This window comes from Streptomyces sp. NPDC006283 (genome assembly GCF_040613325.1).
GTDB lineage: Bacteria > Actinomycetota > Actinomycetes > Streptomycetales > Streptomycetaceae > Streptomyces.
In genome coordinates this window covers 1-18,389 of record NZ_JBEXRZ010000142.1, presented here as the reverse complement: position 1 = coordinate 18,389, position 18,389 = coordinate 1, and the positions used below count along the sequence as shown (strand labels likewise).

The 18,389-nt window shown below is 69.9% G+C and carries 18 protein-coding genes and 1 pseudogene; 7 read left to right on the top strand and 12 right to left on the bottom strand.

Annotation, left to right across the window (positions count from 1 at the left end; genetic code table 11):
- Nucleotides 1-116: 116 nt before the first annotated feature.
- From ABZ070_RS25240 to ABZ070_RS25200, 9 genes are all read right to left on the bottom strand, one after another.
- Nucleotides 117-455, bottom strand: a complete 339-nt coding sequence (locus tag ABZ070_RS25240) for a metal-sulfur cluster assembly factor (protein ID WP_100106553.1) — start codon at nucleotides 453-455, stop codon at nucleotides 117-119.
- Entirely contained in the window at nucleotides 452-925 is a 474-nt protein-coding gene (gene sufU / locus ABZ070_RS25235) for a Fe-S cluster assembly sulfur transfer protein SufU (protein ID WP_356637599.1), read from the bottom strand. The genes ABZ070_RS25240 and sufU overlap by 4 nt, the downstream gene beginning before the upstream one ends.
- Nucleotides 926-939: 14 nt before the next feature.
- Nucleotides 940-2,208: a cysteine desulfurase gene (locus ABZ070_RS25230; protein WP_356637597.1), complete on the bottom strand. Its 1,269-nt coding sequence runs from the start codon at nucleotides 2,206-2,208 to the stop codon at nucleotides 940-942.
- Nucleotides 2,205-2,969, bottom strand: a complete 765-nt coding sequence (gene sufC, locus ABZ070_RS25225) for a Fe-S cluster assembly ATPase SufC (RefSeq protein WP_356637595.1) — start codon at nucleotides 2,967-2,969, stop codon at nucleotides 2,205-2,207. The genes ABZ070_RS25230 and sufC overlap by 4 nt, the downstream gene beginning before the upstream one ends.
- 7 nt (nucleotides 2,970-2,976) lie before the next feature.
- Entirely contained in the window at nucleotides 2,977-3,294 is a 318-nt protein-coding gene (locus tag ABZ070_RS25220) for a bifunctional 3-phenylpropionate/cinnamic acid dioxygenase ferredoxin subunit (protein ID WP_356637592.1), read from the bottom strand.
- On the bottom strand, nucleotides 3,294-4,490 hold the full coding sequence (gene sufD, locus ABZ070_RS25215; RefSeq protein WP_356637590.1) for a Fe-S cluster assembly protein SufD: 1,197 nt from the start codon (nucleotides 4,488-4,490) through the stop codon (nucleotides 3,294-3,296). The genes ABZ070_RS25220 and sufD overlap by 1 nt, the downstream gene beginning before the upstream one ends.
- A 75-nt stretch (nucleotides 4,491-4,565) precedes the next feature.
- Nucleotides 4,566-5,987 (bottom strand): Fe-S cluster assembly protein SufB, encoded by a 1,422-nt coding sequence (gene sufB, locus ABZ070_RS25210; protein ID WP_356637588.1) that lies wholly within the window; start codon nucleotides 5,985-5,987, stop codon nucleotides 4,566-4,568.
- Nucleotides 5,984-6,760, bottom strand: coding sequence for an ArsR family transcriptional regulator (locus ABZ070_RS25205; RefSeq protein ID WP_356637586.1), 777 nt, complete (start codon nucleotides 6,758-6,760; stop codon nucleotides 5,984-5,986). The genes sufB and ABZ070_RS25205 overlap by 4 nt, the downstream gene beginning before the upstream one ends.
- A gap of 145 nt (nucleotides 6,761-6,905) precedes the next feature.
- Complete coding sequence (locus ABZ070_RS25200) at nucleotides 6,906-7,244, bottom strand: hypothetical protein (protein WP_356637584.1); 339 nt, start codon at nucleotides 7,242-7,244, stop codon at nucleotides 6,906-6,908.
- 288 nt (nucleotides 7,245-7,532) lie between these two features.
- Between ABZ070_RS25200 and ABZ070_RS25195 the strand changes: the two genes are divergently transcribed.
- From ABZ070_RS25195 to ABZ070_RS25180, 4 genes are all read left to right on the top strand, one after another.
- On the top strand, nucleotides 7,533-8,510 hold the full coding sequence (locus ABZ070_RS25195; RefSeq protein ID WP_356637582.1) for an ABC transporter ATP-binding protein: 978 nt from the start codon (nucleotides 7,533-7,535) through the stop codon (nucleotides 8,508-8,510).
- Nucleotides 8,511-8,608: 98 nt separating this feature from the next.
- A complete protein-coding gene (locus ABZ070_RS25190) occupies nucleotides 8,609-9,325 on the top strand; it encodes an ABC transporter permease (protein WP_356637600.1) in 717 nt (238 codons plus the stop codon).
- A gap of 49 nt (nucleotides 9,326-9,374) precedes the next feature.
- Complete coding sequence (locus tag ABZ070_RS25185) at nucleotides 9,375-10,475, top strand: hypothetical protein (RefSeq protein WP_356637580.1); 1,101 nt, start codon at nucleotides 9,375-9,377, stop codon at nucleotides 10,473-10,475.
- A gap of 33 nt (nucleotides 10,476-10,508) precedes the next feature.
- Nucleotides 10,509-11,501 carry a COX15/CtaA family protein gene (locus ABZ070_RS25180; protein ID WP_356637578.1) on the top strand — a complete coding sequence of 331 codons (993 nt, stop codon included), beginning with the start codon at nucleotides 10,509-10,511 and terminating at the stop codon, nucleotides 11,499-11,501.
- Here ABZ070_RS25180 and ABZ070_RS25175 read toward each other — a convergent pair.
- From ABZ070_RS25175 to ABZ070_RS25165, 3 genes are all read right to left on the bottom strand, one after another.
- Nucleotides 11,441-12,637, bottom strand: a complete 1,197-nt coding sequence (locus ABZ070_RS25175) for an amidohydrolase family protein (protein ID WP_356637576.1) — start codon at nucleotides 12,635-12,637, stop codon at nucleotides 11,441-11,443. The two genes, ABZ070_RS25180 and ABZ070_RS25175, sit on opposite strands and share 61 nt — an antisense overlap.
- A gap of 66 nt (nucleotides 12,638-12,703) precedes the next feature.
- Complete coding sequence (locus tag ABZ070_RS25170) at nucleotides 12,704-13,060, bottom strand: hypothetical protein (protein ID WP_356637574.1); 357 nt, start codon at nucleotides 13,058-13,060, stop codon at nucleotides 12,704-12,706.
- An 82-nt stretch (nucleotides 13,061-13,142) separates the two neighbouring features.
- Nucleotides 13,143-14,090, bottom strand: coding sequence for a heme o synthase (locus tag ABZ070_RS25165; protein WP_356637572.1), 948 nt, complete (start codon nucleotides 14,088-14,090; stop codon nucleotides 13,143-13,145).
- A gap of 357 nt (nucleotides 14,091-14,447) precedes the next feature.
- On the opposite strand from ABZ070_RS25165, the gene tkt reads away from it, so the two are divergent.
- The 3 genes and pseudogenes from tkt to ABZ070_RS25150 all read left to right on the top strand — a co-directional run.
- Nucleotides 14,448-16,553, top strand: a complete 2,106-nt coding sequence (gene tkt, locus ABZ070_RS25160; protein ID WP_356637570.1) for a transketolase — start codon at nucleotides 14,448-14,450, stop codon at nucleotides 16,551-16,553.
- Nucleotides 16,554-16,587: 34 nt separating this feature from the next.
- Nucleotides 16,588-17,706 carry a transaldolase gene (gene tal, locus ABZ070_RS25155; protein WP_356637568.1) on the top strand — a complete coding sequence of 373 codons (1,119 nt, stop codon included), beginning with the start codon at nucleotides 16,588-16,590 and terminating at the stop codon, nucleotides 17,704-17,706.
- Between the two features lie 5 nt (nucleotides 17,707-17,711).
- Nucleotides 17,712-18,389: pseudogene (locus ABZ070_RS25150) on the top strand (glucose-6-phosphate dehydrogenase); the annotation flags it as partial.

Here is an 18,389-nt window from a genome sequence, read left to right as displayed (position 1 = left end):
GTGTGCCTGGCGGGCATGGCCGTTACCCGGGAAACGCCGGATGAACCGGTCGAACGTCGAACGGGCCAGACGTCGAAACCGGTCAGACGTCGAAACCGGTCAGACGTTGAAACCGGTCAGACGTTGAAACCGAGCGCACGCAGCTGCTCACGCCCGTCGTCCGTGATCTTGTCCGGGCCCCACGGCGGCATCCAGACCCAGTTGATCTTCAGCTCGTTGACGATGCCGTCGGTCGCGGCCTTCGCCTGGTCCTCGATCACGTCGGTCAGCGGACATGCAGCCGAAGTCAGCGTCATGTCCAGCGTCGCGACGTTGGAGTCGTCGATGTGGATGCCGTAGATGAGGCCGAGGTTGACGACGTCGATGCCCAACTCGGGGTCGACGACGTCGTACAGCGCCTCGCGGACCTCCTCCTCGGACGCCGGCTTCGTCGCTACCGTCTCGTTCTCGCTCATGCGGTCTTCCTCTCCGCGTTGTCGCGGGTCTCACCCATCGCCTGGGCCGTCGCGTCCTTCCACGCCATCCAGCTCAGCAGCGCGCACTTCACTCGGGCGGGGTACTTGGAGACGCCGGCGAACGCGACCGCGTCCTCCAGCACCTCCTCCATCGCGTCGTCCGGCTCGAGCTGGCCCTTGGACTGCATCAGCTCCAGGAACGTGGCCTGGATCTTCTGCGCCTCGGCGAGCTCCTTGCCGACCAGCAGTTCGTTCAGCACGGACGCGCTGGCCTGGCTGATGGAACAGCCCTGGCCCTCGTAGGACACGTCCTCGATGCGCGATCCGTCGTACTTCACACGGAGCGTGATCTCGTCGCCGCACGTCGGATTGACGTGGTGCACCTCGGCGTCCCCGTCCCGCAAGCCCCGACCGTGCGGGTGCTTGTAGTGGTCCAGGATGACGTCCTGGTACATCGAATCCAGCTTCACGCGTCGTCAGCCCCTCATCCGAAGAAGTTACGGACGTGCTCCAGGCCGTCGACCAGAGCATCGACCTCTGCCGGCGTGGAGTACAGATAGAACGACGCCCGCGTGGTCGCAGGAATTCCGTACCGCAGGCAGACCGGGCGCGCGCAGTGGTGACCCACGCGGACCGCGATGCCCTGCTCGTCGAGAACCTGGCCCACGTCGTGCGGGTGGATGTCGCCGAGCGTGAACGAGATCGCCGCGCCGCGGTCCTCGGCCGTCGTGGGGCCGATGATCCGCAGGTCGGGAACCTCGAGGAGCCGCTTCACCGCGTACTCGGTGAGCACGTGCTCGTGCTGGGCGATCTTGTCCATGCCGATCGAGGAGAGGTAGTCCACGGCCGCGCCGAGACCGACGGCCTGCGCGATCGGAGGCGTACCCGCCTCGAACTTGTGCGGCGCGGGAGCGTACGTCGACGAGTGCATCGACACGGTCTCGATCATCTCGCCGCCACCGAGGAACGGCGGCAGGTCCTCGAGCAGCTCCTGCCGGCCCCACAGCACGCCGATACCGGTCGGGCCGCACATCTTGTGGCCGGTGAAGGCCACGAAGTCGGCCTGCAGCGCCTGCACGTCGAGCACCATGTGCGGGGCCGCCTGCGAGGCGTCGATCAGGACCAGCGCGCCGACGTCCTGGGCGCGGCGGACGATCGCCTCGACCGGGTTGACCGTGCCCATGATGTTGGAGACCAGCGTGAAGGAGACGATCTTCGTCTTCTCGGTGATGATCTCGTCGATGTCGGACAGGTCGAGCCGGCCGTCGTCGGTGAGGCCGAACCACTTCAGCTTCGCGCCGGTGCGCTGCGACAGCAGCTGCCACGGAACGATGTTGGAGTGGTGCTCCATCTCCGTGATGACGATCTCGGTCTCGCGGTCCACCCGGTAGGGCTCGTCGGCCCAGCCGAGCATGTTCGCCACGAGGTTGAGCGACTCGGAGGCGTTCTTGGTGAAGATCACCTCGTCGCGGCTCGGCGCGTTGATGAAGGCGGCGACCTTGTCGCGGGCGCCCTCGTACAGCGCCGTGGCCTCTTCGGCGAGCACGTGCACACCGCGGTGGACGTTGGCGTTGTGCTGCTCGTAGTACTCGCTCAGTACGTCGAGCACCTGGCGCGGCGTCTGGGAGGTCGCCGCGTTGTCCAGGTAGACGAGCTTCTTGCCGTCGTGGAGCACCCGGTCGAGGATCGGGAAGTCCTTGCGGAGCGCCTCTGTGTCGAGGAGGCCGGAAAGCCCCTGGTGGGCCACTGTCACGCGGATACGCCACCCTTCGTGTAAGCCTCGTAGCCCTCGGCCTCGAGCTTGTCGGCGAGCTCGGCGCCGCCGGACTCGGCGATGCGGCCGTTCGCGAAGACGTGCACGAAGTCGGGCTTGATGTAGCGCAGGATGCGCGTGTAGTGCGTGATCAGCAGCGTGCCGACCTCGCCGCTCTCGCGGACGCGGTTGACGCCCTCGGAGACGATGCGCAGCGCGTCGACGTCGAGGCCGGAGTCCGTCTCGTCGAGGATCGCGATCTTCGGCTTGAGCAGCTCGAGCTGGAGGATCTCGTGGCGCTTCTTCTCACCGCCGGAGAAGCCCTCGTTGACGTTGCGCTCGGCGAAGGCGGGGTCCATGTTGAGGCGCTCCATGGCCTCCTTGACCTCCTTGATCCACAGGCGCAGCTTGGGGGCCTCGCCGCGGATCGCCGTCGCCGACGTGCGCAGGAAGTTGGAGACCGAGACGCCGGGGACCTCGACCGGGTACTGCATCGCGAGGAAGACGCCGGCGCGGGCGCGCTCGTCGACGCTCATCTCCAGGACGTCCTCGCCGTCCAGGGTCACGGCGCCGCCGGTGATCGTGTACTTGGGGTGGCCCGCCAGCGAGTAGGCGAGGGTCGACTTGCCGGAGCCGTTGGGGCCCATGATGGCGTGGGTCTCGCCCTGCTTCACGGTCAGGTCGACGCCCTTGAGGATCTCCCGGGAGCCGTTGTCGGCCTCGACGGAGACGTGCAGGTCGCGGATTTCAAGCGTTGCCATGGGTGACTCAGGACTCCTGGGTGACGGAGACGAGCACATCGTCCCCTTCGATCTTTACGGGGTATACGGGGACGGGGCGCGTCGCGGGAAGGCCGGACGGCTTGCCGGTGCGGAGGTCGAAGCTGGAGCCGTGCAGCCAGCACTCGATGGAGCAGTCCTCGACCTCGCCCTCCGACAGGGACACGTTCGCGTGCGAGCAGATGTCGTTGATCGCGAACACCTCCCCCTCGGTGCGCACCACGGAAACGGGCGTGCCGTCGAGTTCCACCCGCTTGGGGGTGTCCTCCTCCAGCTCGCTCAGCGCGCAGACTTTGACGAAGGCCATCAGGAGGACGCCTCCAGCACCGACGCCTCCAGCTCGGCATCGATCTTGGCGAGCAGGCGCTCCTCCACATCCGGCAGGCCGATCTGTTGGACCAGCTCGGCGAAGAAGCCGCGGACGACCAGACGCCGGGCCTCGGACGCGGGGATACCGCGGGCCATCAGGTAGAACAGCTGCTCGTCGTCGAAGCGGCCGGTGGCGGACGCGTGACCGGCGCCGGCGATCTCACCGGTCTCGATCTCGAGGTTCGGCACCGAGTCGACGCGCGCGCCGTCCGTGAGGACGAGGTTGCGGTTCATCTCGTAGGTGTCGGTGCCCTCGGCCGCGGCCCTGATCAGGACGTCGCCGATCCACACCGCATGGGCTTCGTCGCCCTGGAGGGCGCCCTTGTACACCGCGTTGGACTTGCAGTGCGGGGTGTTGTGGTCGACGAGGAGGCGGTGCTCCTGGTGCTGGCCCTTGTCGGTGAAGTACAGGCCGAAGAGCTCGGCCTCACCGCCGGTGCCGGCGTAGGAGACCCGCGGGTGGAGCCGTACGACGTCGCCGCCGAAGGTGACCACGACCGACTTGAAGGAGGCGTCCCGGCCGACCAGCGCGTTGTGCTGGGCGACGTGGACGGCCTTGTCGTCCCAGTCCTGGACGGAGACGACGGTCAGCTTGGCGCCGTCGCCCAGGATGTAGTCGACGCCCGCGGCGAGCACCGCGTCGCCGGTGTGGTCGATGACCACGACGGCCTCGGCGAACGCGCCGAGCTCGACGACCTGGTGGCCGAAGGCGGTGCCGCCCTCGCCGTGCACCGCGATACGGATCGGCTCGGCGAGCTGCGTGTCCTTCGGCACGGTCACGACGGTGGCCTGCTCGAAGGACGAGTACGCCTGGGCGGCGACCCGGTCCACCGGGGTGCCGGCCCTGCCGAGCCGGGCGTCGTCGCGGCCGACGGTCTCGACGGTGACGCCGTCGGGGGCGTCGATCGCGACCTTGAGCGCGGTGCCGGTGGCGACGGCGGTGCCGTCGTGCAGGCCGCCGAGGCGCTCCAGCGGAGTGAAGCGCCACTCCTCCTCGCGGCCGTGCGGGACCGGGAAGTCCGCCACGTCGAAGGACGGGGGCGCACTCATACGAGTGGCGACGGTCGACTCGGCGGCCACCGCGATCGTGCCGGCGGTGGTGGAGCCCACCGGGATGTTCTGAGCCTCAGCCATGGCTGTCGTCTTGCTCTCTTCCTGCGTAACTACGTGAGAAGTCAGTCGCTGCGGTCGGACGGGGACGGGAGGGCGTCAGCCCACCGAGCCCTCCATCTGCAGCTCGATCAGCCGGTTGAGTTCCAGCGCGTACTCCATGGGGAGTTCCTTGGCGATCGGCTCGACGAATCCGCGCACGATCATCGCCATCGCCTCGAACTCGGTCATCCCGCGGCTCATCAGGTAGAAGAGCTGGTCCTCGGAGACCTTGGAGACGGTGGCCTCGTGTCCCATGGAGACGTCGTCCTCGCGGACGTCGACGTACGGGTAGGTGTCCGAGCGGGAGATCGTGTCGACCAGCAGCGCGTCGCACAGCACGTTGGACTTGGCGCCGGGCGCGCCCTCGCCGATCTCGATCAGACCGCGGTAGGAGGTGCGGCCGCCGCCTCGTGCCACCGACTTGGAGACGATGTTGGACGAGGTGTTCGGGGCCATGTGGACCATCTTGGCGCCGGCGTCCTGGTGCTGGCCCTCGCCCGCGAAGGCGATGGACAGCGTCTCGCCCTTGGCGTGCTCGCCCATCAGGTAGACGGCCGGGTACTTCATGGTCACCTTGGAGCCGATGTTGCCGTCGACCCACTCCATGGTCGCGCCCTCGTACGCCACGGCGCGCTTGGTGACCAGGTTGTAGACGTTGTTCGACCAGTTCTGGATGGTCGTGTAGCGGCAGCGGCCGCCCTTCTTGACGATGATCTCGACGACGGCGCTGTGCAGCGAGTCCGAGGAGTAGATCGGGGCGGTGCAGCCCTCGACGTAGTGGACGTAGGCGTCCTCGTCGACGATGATCAGCGTCCGCTCGAACTGGCCCATGTTCTCCGTGTTGATACGGAAGTAGGCCTGCAGCGGGATGTCCACGTGGACACCCTTGGGGACGTAGATGAACGAGCCGCCGGACCACACCGCGGTGTTCAGCGACGCGAACTTGTTGTCGCCGACCGGGATGACCGTGCCGAAGTACTCCTGGAAGAGCTTTGGGTGCTCCTTCAGCGCGGTGTCGGTGTCCAGGAAGATGACGCCCTGCTCCTCCAGGTCCTCGCGGATCTGGTGGTAGACGACCTCGGACTCGTACTGCGCGGCGACACCGGCGACCAGGCGCTGCTTCTCCGCCTCCGGGATACCGAGCTTGTCGTAGGTGTTCTTGATGTCCTCGGGCAGGTCCTCCCACGAGGCGGCCTGCGCCTCGGTGGAGCGCACGAAGTACTTGATGTTGTCGAAGTCGATACCCGACAGGTCGGAGCCCCAGCTCGGCATCGGCTTCTTGTCGAAGAGGCGCAGACCCTTCAGCCGCAGCTTCAGCATCCACTCCGGCTCGTTCTTCTTCGAGGAGATGTCGCGGACGACGTCCTCGGAGAGACCGCGCTTGGCAGCGGCGCCTGCCGCGTCGGAGTCGGCCCAGCCGAATTCGTACGTACCCAGACCCTCGAGTTCGGGGTGGGCAGTCTCCGTGGGGAGAGTCATGCGGGGTTCCTCCCGGCCGTGCTTGCAGATGCTGATGGGTTGGTGCTGGTCTGTGTGGTGCCGTTCGGGGCCTCGGCGCCGTCCTGCGGCGCACCGCGCGGAATGAACGTGGTGCAGACGCCGTCGCCGTGGGCGATCGTGGCGAGCCGCTGCACATGCGTCCCGAGGAGCCGCGAGAAGAACTCGGTCTCCGCCTCGCACAGCTGCGGGTACTTCTCGGCCGCGTGGGCGACGGGGCAGTGGTGCTGGCAGAGCTGCTCGCCCACCGGGGCGGTACGAGCCGTAGCAGCGTACCCGTCGGCGCTCAGCGCCTTCGCCAGTGCTTCGGTGCGCTCGGCGGGCCCGGCGGCCTCGACGGCCGCGCGGTACGCCTGCGACTGGGTCTCCATGCGGTCCCGGGCGAAGGCGGCGACGGCCGCCTCTCCGGCTGCCCCGCCGCCTGCGGACTTCTCGATCCAGCGCAGGGCGTCCACGGCCAGTTTGTCGTACGACTGATCGAAGGCGTCCCGGCCGCAGTCGGTGAGCGCGAAGACCTTGGCCGGCCTGCCGCGCGTGCGGGCGCCGTAGACGCGCTGTTCGCGCGGTTCCACGACGTTCTCCGCGACGAGCGAGTCGAGGTGGCGGCGGACGGCTGCCTGGGTGAGCCCGAGACGGCCGGCGAGATCGGCCACGGTGGACGGACCGTGATCCAGGATGGAGCGCGCGACGCGGTTGCGCGTGGAGCGCTCACCGGTCGCGAGTTCCTCCTGGGGAGCCTCGCCGAGGTTTTTCACAACGCCATTGTTGCGTAATTCCTCAGAGACTGACAAGCGGCCCCGGACGTGCATGTGGTGCCGTGCATCACTTAGGTAAACCTAAGCTGACCTGCGGAAACGATCACTGGCGGGAGTGTTCCAGGAGGTCGGAGCGGGTGACGGATCAGCTCTCCACGCCGCGAGCGGAGGCGACCGTGCGCCGCTTCGCCGCCACCGCACGGGTGAACGCGTCCGCGTCACGAACGGCCGGACCGACCGAGTCGTCGTCGTTGAAGTACGCGTGGACGTCGGCCCGGTCCGGCCAGGCGTCGGCGATGCGCCCGGCCCGGCCGGCGAGCCCACGGCAGCGCCGCCCCTGGTGACGGTGACGGCGCCTCCTGGCGACCACCTGCCCGTCGCCGGCGTCGGTGACCGTGCCGGAGACCACGTCGGTCTTGGTGGTGCAGATGCCGGCCACGAGACCCCTCGGACCGGCCCACCGGATCGAGGCGCGCGCTGACATGACCACGGCATCGCAGGTGAGCGCCCCGCCGGCGGTCGGCGCGATCGTCGGCGCGGCGGAACGAACCACACCTGCCGGGGAGCTTCTCCACGGCCGTGTACATGGCGCGATCGGGACCTGCAGGGCTCGGACATCGCCCGCCTCGCGCCATGACACTGGTCACGTCCGGGCGCGCCTCCTCGGACCGGGCCGCCTCAACTGACGTCTGCCCGCGCAGAGAAGCACACGGACGGAGGTCCGCGGCCCCACCGCCCCGGTCCGTTCGCCCGCTGCCTAGACTTGGCGACCATGCACAGCCAGTCCGCCCGCCCGGCCCCCGGCGTCCCTGCCCCGACGAGGTGCGGCGCGGCATCCCCGCTGATCTCGGTCCAGGGGCTCGTCAAGCGGTACGGCGCCAAGACGGCGGTGGCCGGCCTCACCCTCGAGACAGGCCCCGGAATCACCGCGGTCCTGGGCCCCAACGGCGCGGGCAAGACCACCACCATCGAGACCTGCGAGGGCTACCGGAAGCCGGACTCCGGCACCGTACGCGTCCTCGGGCTCGACCCCGTCAAGCAGGCCGCGGCGCTGCGCCCCCGCATCGGCGTGATGCTCCAGTCCGGCGGTGTCTACTCGGGCGCCCGCGCCGACGAAATGCTCCGCCATGTCGCGAAACTGCACGCCCACCCCCTCGATGTCGACGCCCTCATCGAGCGCCTGGGCCTGGGCAGCTGCGGCCGCACCAGCTACCGACGCCTGTCCGGCGGCCAGCAGCAGCGCCTCGCCCTGGCCATGGCCGTCGTCGGCCGCCCCGAACTCGTCTTCCTCGACGAGCCCACCGCGGGTCTCGACCCCCAGGCGCGCAGGGCCACCTGGGACCTCGTCCGCGATCTGCGCGCCGACGGCGTCTCGGTGATCCTCACCACGCACCACATGGACGAGGCCGAACAGCTCGCCGACGACGTCGCCGTCATCGACGCCGGAAAGGTCCTCGCCCAGGGCTCCCCCGACGAGCTGTGCCGCGGCGGCGCCGAGAACACCCTGCGCTTCACCGGCCGCCCCGGACTCGATCTCGGTTCCCTGCTGAAGGCGCTGCCGGACGGCACGGCCGCGGCGGAGCTGACACCGGGCGCGTACCGGATCAGCGGCTCGGTCGGCCCTCAGTTGCTCGCGACCGTCACCTCCTGGTGCGCGCAGCACGGCGTGATGCCGGACGGTATCGCGGTGGAACGGCACACGCTGGAGGACGTCTTCTTGGAGCTCACCGGTAAGGAGCTGCGGTCGTGACCGCTGAAGTGACCACGGACGCGGCCGCGCGGCCCCCGGCCACCCCCGCGGCTGCGGGTACGTACGCCCCGGCCCCGGGCAGCGCCCCCGTCGCGCGGATGATCGCGGCCCAGGCCGCCTTCGAGACCAAGATGCTGCTGCGCAACGGCGAGCAGCTGCTGCTGACGGTGATCATCCCGTCGTTGCTGCTGGTCCTCTTCTCGACGGTCGACATCATCGACACCGGCACCGGCAGGTCCGTGGACTTCCTGGCCCCGGGCGTCCTCGCGCTGGCCGTGATGTCCACCGCCTTCACCGGCCAGGCCATCGCCACCGGCTTCGAGCGGCGTTACGGCGTGCTGAAGCGGCTCGGGGCCTCGCCGATCCCCCGCTGGGCGCTGATGGCCGCCAAGACGCTGTCCGTCCTGGTCACCGAGACCCTGCAGGTCGTGCTGCTGACCGTCATCGCGTTCGCGCTGGGCTGGTCCCCGCACGGCAACCCCGGGTACGTCCTGCTGCTGCTCGTCCTCGGCACCGCGGCCTTCTCCGGACTCGGCCTGCTGATGGCCGGCACGCTGAAGGCCGAGGCGACCCTGGCCGCCGCGAACCTCGTCTTCCTGCTGCTGCTCGTCGGCGGCGGTGTGATCGTGCCGCTGGACAAGTTCCCCGAGGGGGTTGCCTCGGCGCTCGGACTGCTGCCCATCTCGGCGCTCTCCGACGGGCTGCGGGACGTGCTCCAGCACGGTGCGGGCATGCCCTGGGGCAATCTGGGCATCCTCGCCCTCTGGGCGGTGCTCGGGCTGGGCGCGGCCGCCCGGACCTTCCGCTGGGAGTGACACGCGCGCCAGGATGACCCTGCCGAGACCCGCACGGTGGGAGGCCTGGATGGAGCGCACTGCCGCACTGCGACTGGACGCGGAGTGGGCGAAGGTCAGAGCGGGCCGCCCCGCCGCTTCCCCGCACGAACGCGAACGCATGCTGACCGACCTGATCACGGCGCTCGCCCCGCACGCCGCTGACGACCTCCCCCTCGCCGCCCGGCTGAGCCTGCGCTACGGGGACCTGGCCCGCCACCACTTCGACACCGGCCGGCGCATCGACGCGCTGGGCGCCGCCGACGAGGCGGTGCGGCACGGCGCGGAACCCGCGAAGCACGATGCCGAACACGCCCGCTGGTTCGCGCGGGCGCTGATCAGCCAGGCCGTCTATCTCGCGGAGCCGCTCAGCGACGAACTCGGCCTGCCGCGGTACGCGTTCCACCCGCAGGGCGAGCAGCCCTGTGTGGAGGACCGGCTGGCGGGGCTGGCCGCCGTGGAGGCCACGCACCGGGCGATCGCCGTGTGGGAGGGGCTCGACCAGTCGGAGCCGCGCAACCGTGAGGGCCTAGCCCAGGCCCATGTCTTCCTCGGCGACCGGCTGGAGGAGCTCGGCAGGCCGGTGGACGCCGCGGAGTGGGCCGTCCGGGCGGAGCGGGAGTTCCACACGCTGTGGCAGGTGCCGGACCCTGCCGAGCGCAGCCGCGCCGCCGTCCTTGAGCACCTCGGCGACCAGCTGGAACGCAGGCTGCGCCGCTGCCCCTTCGAGGACGGCCTCACCCAGCTGCGCAAGCGCGAGCTGCTGCCGGAACGCCTCCTGCCGCTCGCGGTCCTGGCGGCGCGGATCGACGGCGTGGCGCCGGACGCCATCGCGGAGGGCCTGTCGCTGGACCGTGCGGAGGTGTGCCGGATCCTGCGCGCGCACTCCTGGCGGGCGGTATGGCGGTTCGACGTGCGGGCGGGCGACGGGTCATGGACGTCGATGGCATACCCGTGGCGCGGATCCGACGCCGTTACGGACATCACGGCGGAGGCGGTGGCCGCCGATCTTCTGGACGCCTTCCGCAAGTCCGCCGACCTGCCGCCTCCGGCCACACCTTGGCGCTTCGCGCTGTGGTGGGAGGAGGAGGACCACCTCGACGGGTCGCGCTTCCGTATGACGCACGAATGACGCACACCCCCTCCACGGACCCCTCGTGAAACCGTGCACAAACACCCGCCTACGATAGGTGCCGTGCAGACCCCCCTCGCCCATATCGCCCAGCGCTGGACACCGTCGCCCGAAATCCTGCGGCGCGCCGCGCTTTCCGCCGTTCTGATGACCGTCGTCATCATCATCACCGGCGGTGCCGTACGGCTGACCGGCTCCGGTCTCGGCTGCGACACCTGGCCCAAGTGCACGGACGACAGCCTCTTCGCCACACCCGAGCAGGGCCTCCACGGCGCGATCGAGTTCGGCAACCGGATGCTGACGTACGTCCTCTCCGCCGCTGTCGGCTGGGCGATCATCGCGGCTCGCGCCGTCAAGCCGCGCCGGCGCCGGCTGACCCGGCTCGCCTGGGCACAGTTCTGGATCGTCCTCGGCAACGCCGTCATCGGCGGCATCACCGTGTGGGCGGGTCTGAACCCCTGGTCGGTGGCCGGGCACTTCCTGCTCGCCAACGCACTGCTCACGGTGGCGACGATCACGTGGGTGCGCACCGGCGAAGGCGACGCCCCGCCCCGCCCGCGCGTTCCGCGGCCGGTCCGCAAGCTCTCATGGGCGATCGTCGTGGTCTCCGCGGTGCTGATCGCCCTCGGCACCACGGTGACCGGTTCCGGAAAGCACGCGGGCGACAGCAGTGATGTGCCGCGTATGCCGTGGGACTGGTCCGCGGCCGCGCACGTCCACGCGATCAGCGCGTGGGTGGTGTGCGCGCTGGCCGTGGCCATGTGGCTCGTGGTGCGCGTGGTGGACGCCCCGGACGACATCCGGGCACGCGCCCGGGACCTGTTGCTGGTGGTGCTGCTTCAGGGTGCGCTCGGGTATGTGCAGTACTTCACGGGCGTGCCCGAGATCCTGGTCGGGGCGCACATGTTCGGCTCGTCGCTGATGTGGATCGCGGTGCTGCGGCTGACGCTGAGCCTGCGGGAGCGTCAGTCCACGGCCGGTTCGGTGACCCCGCCGGAGCGCGCGGACGCGCTGACCTCGGCCTGAGGCCCGTGGTGTGAGGCGCGGGGCCCCGGAGCCCCGCTTCTCCCCCCGCTCCCCAGCCCGTACACCCGCCCCGCGTTCCCCGACGCGAGCATCGTCGCCACCCGCTCCGCGTCCGCCCGTGACCACGCTCCCTCCGCCACCCAGCCGCCCAGCACGCGGCTGAGCGCGTCGCGGAAGGTACGGGCGCCGACCACATGGAGTTCCGGCAGCCCGCGCGCCCCCGTCGAGAACAGGAGCTTGCCGAACGGGGCGAGCTCGAGGGTCTCCGCGAGGACCGCCGCCGCCCGCGCTCCCGTCCGCGCGAGGGCCGGGCCGAGGTCCGCGTAGACGTGCGGATGCGTGCTCGCGAGGTGGGCGGCGCTGCGGTGGTGCGGATAGCCGTGCAGCAGGACCAGGTCCGTGCCCAGACCTGCCGTCGCCGCCGCGAAATCCGCGAGAACCATCGGGTCGCGGACGCCGACGTGCAGCTGGAGCGGGAGGCCGGTCGCGACGGCGATCCACAGCAGGTGCCGCAGCAGCGCGGGGTCGGTCGGCGGGTCGCCCACGCGGCGTGCGCCGAGCCACCGTCCGGCCGCCCCGCGCACCTCTCCCGGCCCCGGCGGTTCCGGCCGGATGCCGACCTGCGCCGCCGCGCCGACCGTGGTGAAGGCGACGGCGGAGCCCGCCGCCCCGTGCACGGCCTCCGCCAGGTTGGCCAGGAACGACTCCACAGTCCCCGAGGTGTCCGCGACCTGCTCCGCGAGCAGCTCGAGGCGTACGATCTCGCGTGCCTCCGCCTCGCCCGCCGTGGCGATCTCGGCCGGTCCGGCGAGGTCCCCCGGCAGACCGGTGTCCACGAGGTAGGTGGCGATGCCGGTGCCGCGCAGAAGCCGTCTGCCCGCCTCGACCACTCCGAGCTCGCGACGGCGAGCCAGGTAGTGGGCGGGCGGGCAGTGGGGTTCGAGGCCCAGGAGCGGCGGGCACCAGCGCCGTACCGCGAAACCGGTCTGGGTGTCGAAGAAGGTGGTGCCGGAGGCCGGCGGCGCTCCGGCCGCGGGTCCCAGATACGTCTCGAAGGTGCCGAGGCCCAGTTCCGCGCGGAGCACCCCGTGGCAGTACTGGTCGACCAGACGCACCGAGGTCGCGGTGTCGATCATCGGGAGCTCCCTGTATAGGACCGTGCTTCCACAGTCCTAACGGGTGAGCCCCGCGCGAGGTGTTGGTCAGCCGTTGGACGGGCCGCCGACCTGGATGCCTGCCATCCGGGTCCACTCGTACGGTCCGGTACGGACCTTCGCGGCGAAATCGCCGTCGAAGGACTCGTGCAGGGTGATCCCGGACTTCTCCGCGGCGCTGAGGGCGATGGCGTGGCTCGGTGCCACGAGGTCGCCCCAGCCGCCGTCCTCGCCGACGAGCACGATGCGGGTGCCCATCTGGCCGATGTACGCGAGCTGTCCCTCGGCGCCGCCGTGCGCCTTGGAGAACGCCTGGATCTGCTGGGCGAGCTTCGCCGCCTTGCGCGCGGCGCGGGCGTCGGGCGCGGAACCGGACGTGCGCTCTTCAACGTTGGTTTCTGCCATGCCCGCATGCTACTCGCGAGTAGAACGTTCGGCGACGGGCGGGCGAAGTGGCCTCGGCCACCCCCGCGGACGGCCGGCGCGGTCAGCGCAGGAAGGGGTCCACGGCGACGGCCACGAAGAGCAGCGACACATAGGTGATGGACCAGTGGAACAGCCGCATCTCCTTGAGCTTGGCGCCCGCCGCACCCGCCTTGGCCCGGCTCTGCAGCGCGTGCGCCTCCCACAGCCACCAGCCGCCGGTGACCAGCGCGACCACGGTGTAGAACCAGCCGGTGTAGCCGAGCGGCGTCAGCAGCAGCGAGACGGCGACCATCACCCAGCTGTAGACGACGATCTGCCGGGCGACGACCTTGTTGCCCGCGACGACCGGGAGCATCGGCACGCCGACGCGCTCGTAGTCGTCCTTCACCTTCATCGACAGCGGCCAGTAGTGCGGCGGCGTCCAGAAGAAGATGACGAGGAAGAGGATGACGGCGGCCCACGACACCGAGTCGGTGACGGAGGACCAGCCGATGAGGACCGGCATGCAGCCGGCGATGCCGCCCCAGACGATGTTCTGCGCGGTACGGCGCTTGAGGATCATCGTGTAGACGACCACGTAGAACAGCAGAGCACCGAGCGACAGCGCGGCCGACAGCCAGTTGACGAGCAGCCCGAACCAGAGGGTGGAGATCACGGCGAGCGACAGGCCGAAGACGAGGCCCTCGCGCGGCGAGACCATGCCCGTGACGAGCGGACGCTGCGACGTGCGGTCCATCAGTGCGTCGATGTCGCGGTCGATGTACATGTTCAGCGCGTTGGCGCCACCGGCCGAGAGATAACCGCCGAGGCAGGTCGCGAGCACCAGCCACAGGTCCGGAACACCCTGCTCGGCCAGGAACATCACCGGAACGGTGGTGATCAGCAGCAGTTCGATGATCCGCGGCTTGGTCAGCGCCACGAATGCCTTGACGCGGGCTCCGAACGGCCGATGGCCCCCCGGGCCGGTAGCCAAGACGACCCCTGCGGGTCGGGACTCGACGGCCGTCACGCACACCCCTGACAGAGAAATCCCAGCAAGTCTCCGGGCCGCTTCCCGGCCCGAAGGGCATATGGAGGGCGAAACCCGCGTAAAGACTTGCGCGTACCACGCCACTCTAGACGTTGCCCGTACCCCGATCTTCGCCGGGGTCGCCTCGTGTTGAGCACCCGCACGACGGCGGCCGTACTCATCCGAGACATCACCCCCGACAGGCGAGGAGCACCCGGCGCCCGCACTCTGAAACAGTGTCCAAGGACAAAGACGCGCGGCCGAAAAGTGGCGCGTTGCTGCGAGGGTAGGCTCGACAGCGCCCGGTACACCCCTCGTCACCGGGATTCGACATGTGGAGAGGAGCCCTGACTCAGGGTGAGCACCAAGCCGACCACCACAGACCTCGAGTGGACCGCGTTGGACCAGCGGGCAGTCGACACCGTCCGCGTCCTGGCCATGGATTCCGTACAGAAGGTCGGCAACGGCCATCCGGGTACGGCCATGAGCCTGGCCCCCGCCGCGTATGTGCTCTTCCAGAAGCTGATGCGGCACGACCCCGCGGACGCCGACTGGACGGGCCGTGACCGGTTCGTCCTGTCCGCCGGCCACTCCTCGCTGACGCTCTACATCCAGCTCTTCCTGGCCGGCTACGGCCTCGAGCTGGACGACTTGAAGGCGTTCCGCACCTGGGGTTCGAAGACCCCGGGCCACCCCGAGTACGGGCACACCACGGGCGTCGAGACGACCACCGGGCCGCTCGGCCAGGGTGTCGCCAACGCCGTGGGCATGGCGATGGCCGCCCGCTACGAGCGCGGCCTGTTCGACCCGGACGCGGAGCCCGGCACGTCGCCCTTCGACCACACCGTCTGGTGCATCGCCGGTGACGGCTGCCTCCAGGAGGGCATCTCGGCCGAGGCGTCGTCGCTGGCCGGACACCAGAAGCTGGGCAACCTGGTCCTGCTGTGGGACGACAACCACATCTCGATCGAGGGCGACACGGAGACGGCCGTCTCCGAGGACACCCTCCAGCGGTACGAGGCGTACGGCTGGCACGTCCAGCGCGTGGCGCAGCTGGAGAACGGCGACCTCGACCCGGTCGGTCTGTACAACGCCCTGAAGGCCGCGCAGGCCGAGACCGAGCGCCCGTCGTTCATCGCGGCCCGCTCGATCATCGCCTGGCCCGCCCCGCACGCGCAGAACACCGAGGCCGCTCATGGCTCGGCACTGGGCGACGAGGAGGTCGCGGCCACCAAGCGTGTCCTCGGCTTCGACGTGGAGAAGTCCTTCGAGGTCTCCGAGGAGGTCCTCGGGCACACCCGTGGCGCCCTCGACCGCGGCCGTGAGGCTCGCGGCGAGTGGGAGAAGACGTTCGCCGCATGGCGTACGGCCAACCCGAAGCGTGCCGCCGAGTTCGACCGGATCCGCGCGGGCGAGCTGCCCGAGGGCTGGGAGGACGCGCTGCCGGAGTTCGAAACGGGCAAGGGTGTAGCCACCCGGGCCGCCTCCGGCAAGGTCCTGCAGGCGCTGGGCGCGGTCGTGCCCGAGCTGTGGGGCGGCTCCGCCGACCTGGCCGGCTCGAACAACACGACGATCGACAAGACGTCGTCCTTCCTGCCGGCGGGCAACCCGCTGCCGGAGGCCGACCCGTACGGCCGCACGATCCACTTCGGCATCCGCGAGCACGCCATGGCCGCGGTCATGAACGGCATCGCGCTGCACGGCAACACCCGCGTCTACGGCGGCACCTTCCTGGTGTTCTCGGACTACATGCGCAACGCCGTCCGCCTCTCCGCGCTGATGCACCTGCCGGTCACCTACGTGTGGACGCACGACTCGATCGGCCTCGGCGAGGACGGCCCAACCCACCAGCCGGTCGAGCACCTGGCCTCGCTGCGGGCGATCCCGGGTCTGAACATCGTGCGCCCCGCCGACGCCAACGAGACCGCCATCGCCTGGCGCGAGATCCTCAAGCGGTACACCAAGGAGTTCGGCAAGGGCGCCCCGCACGGCCTCGCGCTGACCCGCCAGGGCGTCCCGACGTACGAGTGCAACGAGGACGCGGCCAAGGGCGGCTACGTCCTGTTCGACGCCGAAGGCGGCGACGCGCAGGTCCTGCTGATCGGCACCGGCTCCGAGGTGCAGCTGGCCGTCGCGGCCCGCGAGCAGCTCCAGGCCTCCGGCGTGCCGACCCGGGTGGTGTCGATGCCGTCCGTGGAGTGGTTCGAGGAGCAGGACCAGGGGTACCGGGACTCGGTGATTCCTCCGTCGCTCAAGGCGCGCGTCGCGGTCGAGGCGGGCATCGGACTGACCTGGCACCGCTACGTCGGCGACGCCGGGCGCATCGTCTCGCTGGAGCACTTCGGCGCTTCGGCGGACGGCAAGGTCCTCTTCCGCGAGTTCGGCTTCACCGCCGAGGCCGTCGTCGCCGCCGCGCGGGCTGCGCTCGATTCAACGACTGAGATCGAAGCCGACGCGCGCTGACGCCGGTATACGACAAGTAGGAGATGCAACTCTCATGACAGACGCACTCAAGCGCCTCTCCGACGAAGGCGTCGCGATCTGGCTGGACGACCTTTCGCGCTCGCGGATCACCTCGGGCAACCTGGCCGAGCTGATCGACCAGCAGCACGTGGTGGGCGTCACCACCAACCCGTCGATCTTCCAGAAGGCGATCTCCGAGGGGCATGGCTACGACCAGCAGCTCGAAGACCTCGCGGCCCGCAAGGTGACCGTCGAGGAAGCCCTCCGCATGATCACGACGGCGGACGTCCGTGACGCCGCCGACGTGCTCCGTCCGGTCTACGACCGCACGGGCGGCCAGGACGGCCGGGTGTCGATCGAGGTCGACCCGCGCCTCGCGCACAACACGAAGGCGACGATCGCGGAGGCCAAGCAGCTGGCCTGGCTGGTCGACCGGCCGAACACGTTCATCAAGATCCCGGCCACCAGGGCGGGCCTGCCGGCGATCACCGAGGTCATCGGCCTCGGCATCAGCGTCAACGTCACGCTGATCTTCTCGCTGGAGCGTTACCGCGAGGTCATGGACGCCTACCTGGCGGGTCTGGAGAAGGCGAAGGCCGCGGGCCTCGACCTGTCCAAGATCCGCTCGGTCGCCTCGTTCTTCGTGTCCCGTGTGGACACCGAGATCGACAAGCGCCTGGACGCGCTGGGCACCCCGGAGGCCAAGGAAGCCCGCGGCAAGGCGGCCGTGGCCAACGCCCGGCTCGCCTACGAGGCGTTCGAGGAGGTCTTCTCGTCCGACCGCTGGGCCGCGCTGGACAAGGCACAGGCCAACAAGCAGCGTCCGCTGTGGGCCTCGACCGGAGTCAAGGACAAGGCGTACAAGGACACCCTGTACGTCGACGAGCTGGTCGCTCCGGGCACGGTGAACACGATGCCGGAGGCCACCCTCGACGCCACGGGCGACCACGGCGAGATCACCGGTGACACGGTGCGCGGCACGTACGACCAGGCGCGCGCCGAGCTGGCGGCCGTCGCCGCGCTCGGTATCTCGTACGACGAGGTCGTCCAGCTGCTCGAGGACGAGGGCGTCGAGAAGTTCGATGCGTCCTGGAACGACCTGCTCAAGTCGACCGAGGCGGAGCTCAAGCGCCTCGCACCCTCGGAGGGCTGAGCGACTTGTCCGGTATTGACGGAGCGAACCCGCTCCGTGATGCTGCCGACCGACGGCTCCCGCGCATCGCGGGGCCGTCGGGCCTGGTCATCTTCGGTGTCACGGGCGACCTCTCGCGCAAGAAGCTGATGCCCGCGGTCTACGACCTGGCCAACCGGGGGCTGCTGCCGCCGGGCTTCTCGCTCGTCGGCTTCGCCCGCCGCGAGTGGGCGGACGAGGACTTCGCGCAGGAGGTCCACGACGCGGTCAAGCAGCACGCGCGCACGCCGTTCCGTGAGGAGGTCTGGCAGCAGCTCATCCAGGGGATGCGCTTCGTCCCGGGCACCTTCGACGACGACGACGCCTTCGAGCAGCTGAAATCCACCATCGAGGATCTCGACAAGGTGCAGGGCACCGGTGGCAACTTCGCGTTCTACCTCTCCGTGCCGCCCAAGTTCTTCCCCAAGGTCGTCCAGCAGCTGAAGAAGCACGGGCTGGCGGACCAGAAGGAGGGCTCCTGGCGGCGCGCGGTCATCGAGAAGCCGTTCGGCCACGACCTGGTCTCCGCCAAGGAGCTCAACCAGGTGGTGCACGAGGTCTTTCCTCCGCACGAGGTCTTCCGTATCGACCACTACCTGGGCAAGGAGACCGTCCAGAACATCCTGGCGCTGCGGTTCGCCAACACGCTCTTCGAGCCCATCTGG

What these genes read in the sequence shown, in the direction of transcription:
- ABZ070_RS25240 (WP_100106553.1), bottom strand. Translation starts at nt 455, where the DNA reads ATGAGCGAGAACGAGACGGTAGCGACGAAGCCGGCGTCCGAGGAGGAG.
- sufC (WP_356637595.1), bottom strand. Translation starts at nt 2,969, where the DNA reads ATGGCAACGCTTGAAATCCGCGACCTGCACGTCTCCGTCGAGGCCGAC.
- ABZ070_RS25220 (WP_356637592.1), bottom strand. Translation starts at nt 3,294, where the DNA reads ATGGCCTTCGTCAAAGTCTGCGCGCTGAGCGAGCTGGAGGAGGACACC.
- sufD (WP_356637590.1), bottom strand. Translation starts at nt 4,490, where the DNA reads ATGGCTGAGGCTCAGAACATCCCGGTGGGCTCCACCACCGCCGGCACG.
- sufB (WP_356637588.1), bottom strand. Translation starts at nt 5,987, where the DNA reads ATGACTCTCCCCACGGAGACTGCCCACCCCGAACTCGAGGGTCTGGGT.
- ABZ070_RS25200 (WP_356637584.1), bottom strand. Translation starts at nt 7,244, where the DNA reads ATGTCAGCGCGCGCCTCGATCCGGTGGGCCGGTCCGAGGGGTCTCGTG.
- ABZ070_RS25195 (WP_356637582.1), top strand. Translation starts at nt 7,533, where the DNA reads ATGCACAGCCAGTCCGCCCGCCCGGCCCCCGGCGTCCCTGCCCCGACG.
- ABZ070_RS25190 (WP_356637600.1), top strand. Translation starts at nt 8,609, where the DNA reads ATGATCGCGGCCCAGGCCGCCTTCGAGACCAAGATGCTGCTGCGCAAC.
- ABZ070_RS25185 (WP_356637580.1), top strand. Translation starts at nt 9,375, where the DNA reads ATGGAGCGCACTGCCGCACTGCGACTGGACGCGGAGTGGGCGAAGGTC.
- ABZ070_RS25175 (WP_356637576.1), bottom strand. Translation starts at nt 12,637, where the DNA reads ATGATCGACACCGCGACCTCGGTGCGTCTGGTCGACCAGTACTGCCAC.
- ABZ070_RS25170 (WP_356637574.1), bottom strand. Translation starts at nt 13,060, where the DNA reads ATGGCAGAAACCAACGTTGAAGAGCGCACGTCCGGTTCCGCGCCCGAC.
- tal (WP_356637568.1), top strand. Translation starts at nt 16,588, where the DNA reads ATGACAGACGCACTCAAGCGCCTCTCCGACGAAGGCGTCGCGATCTGG.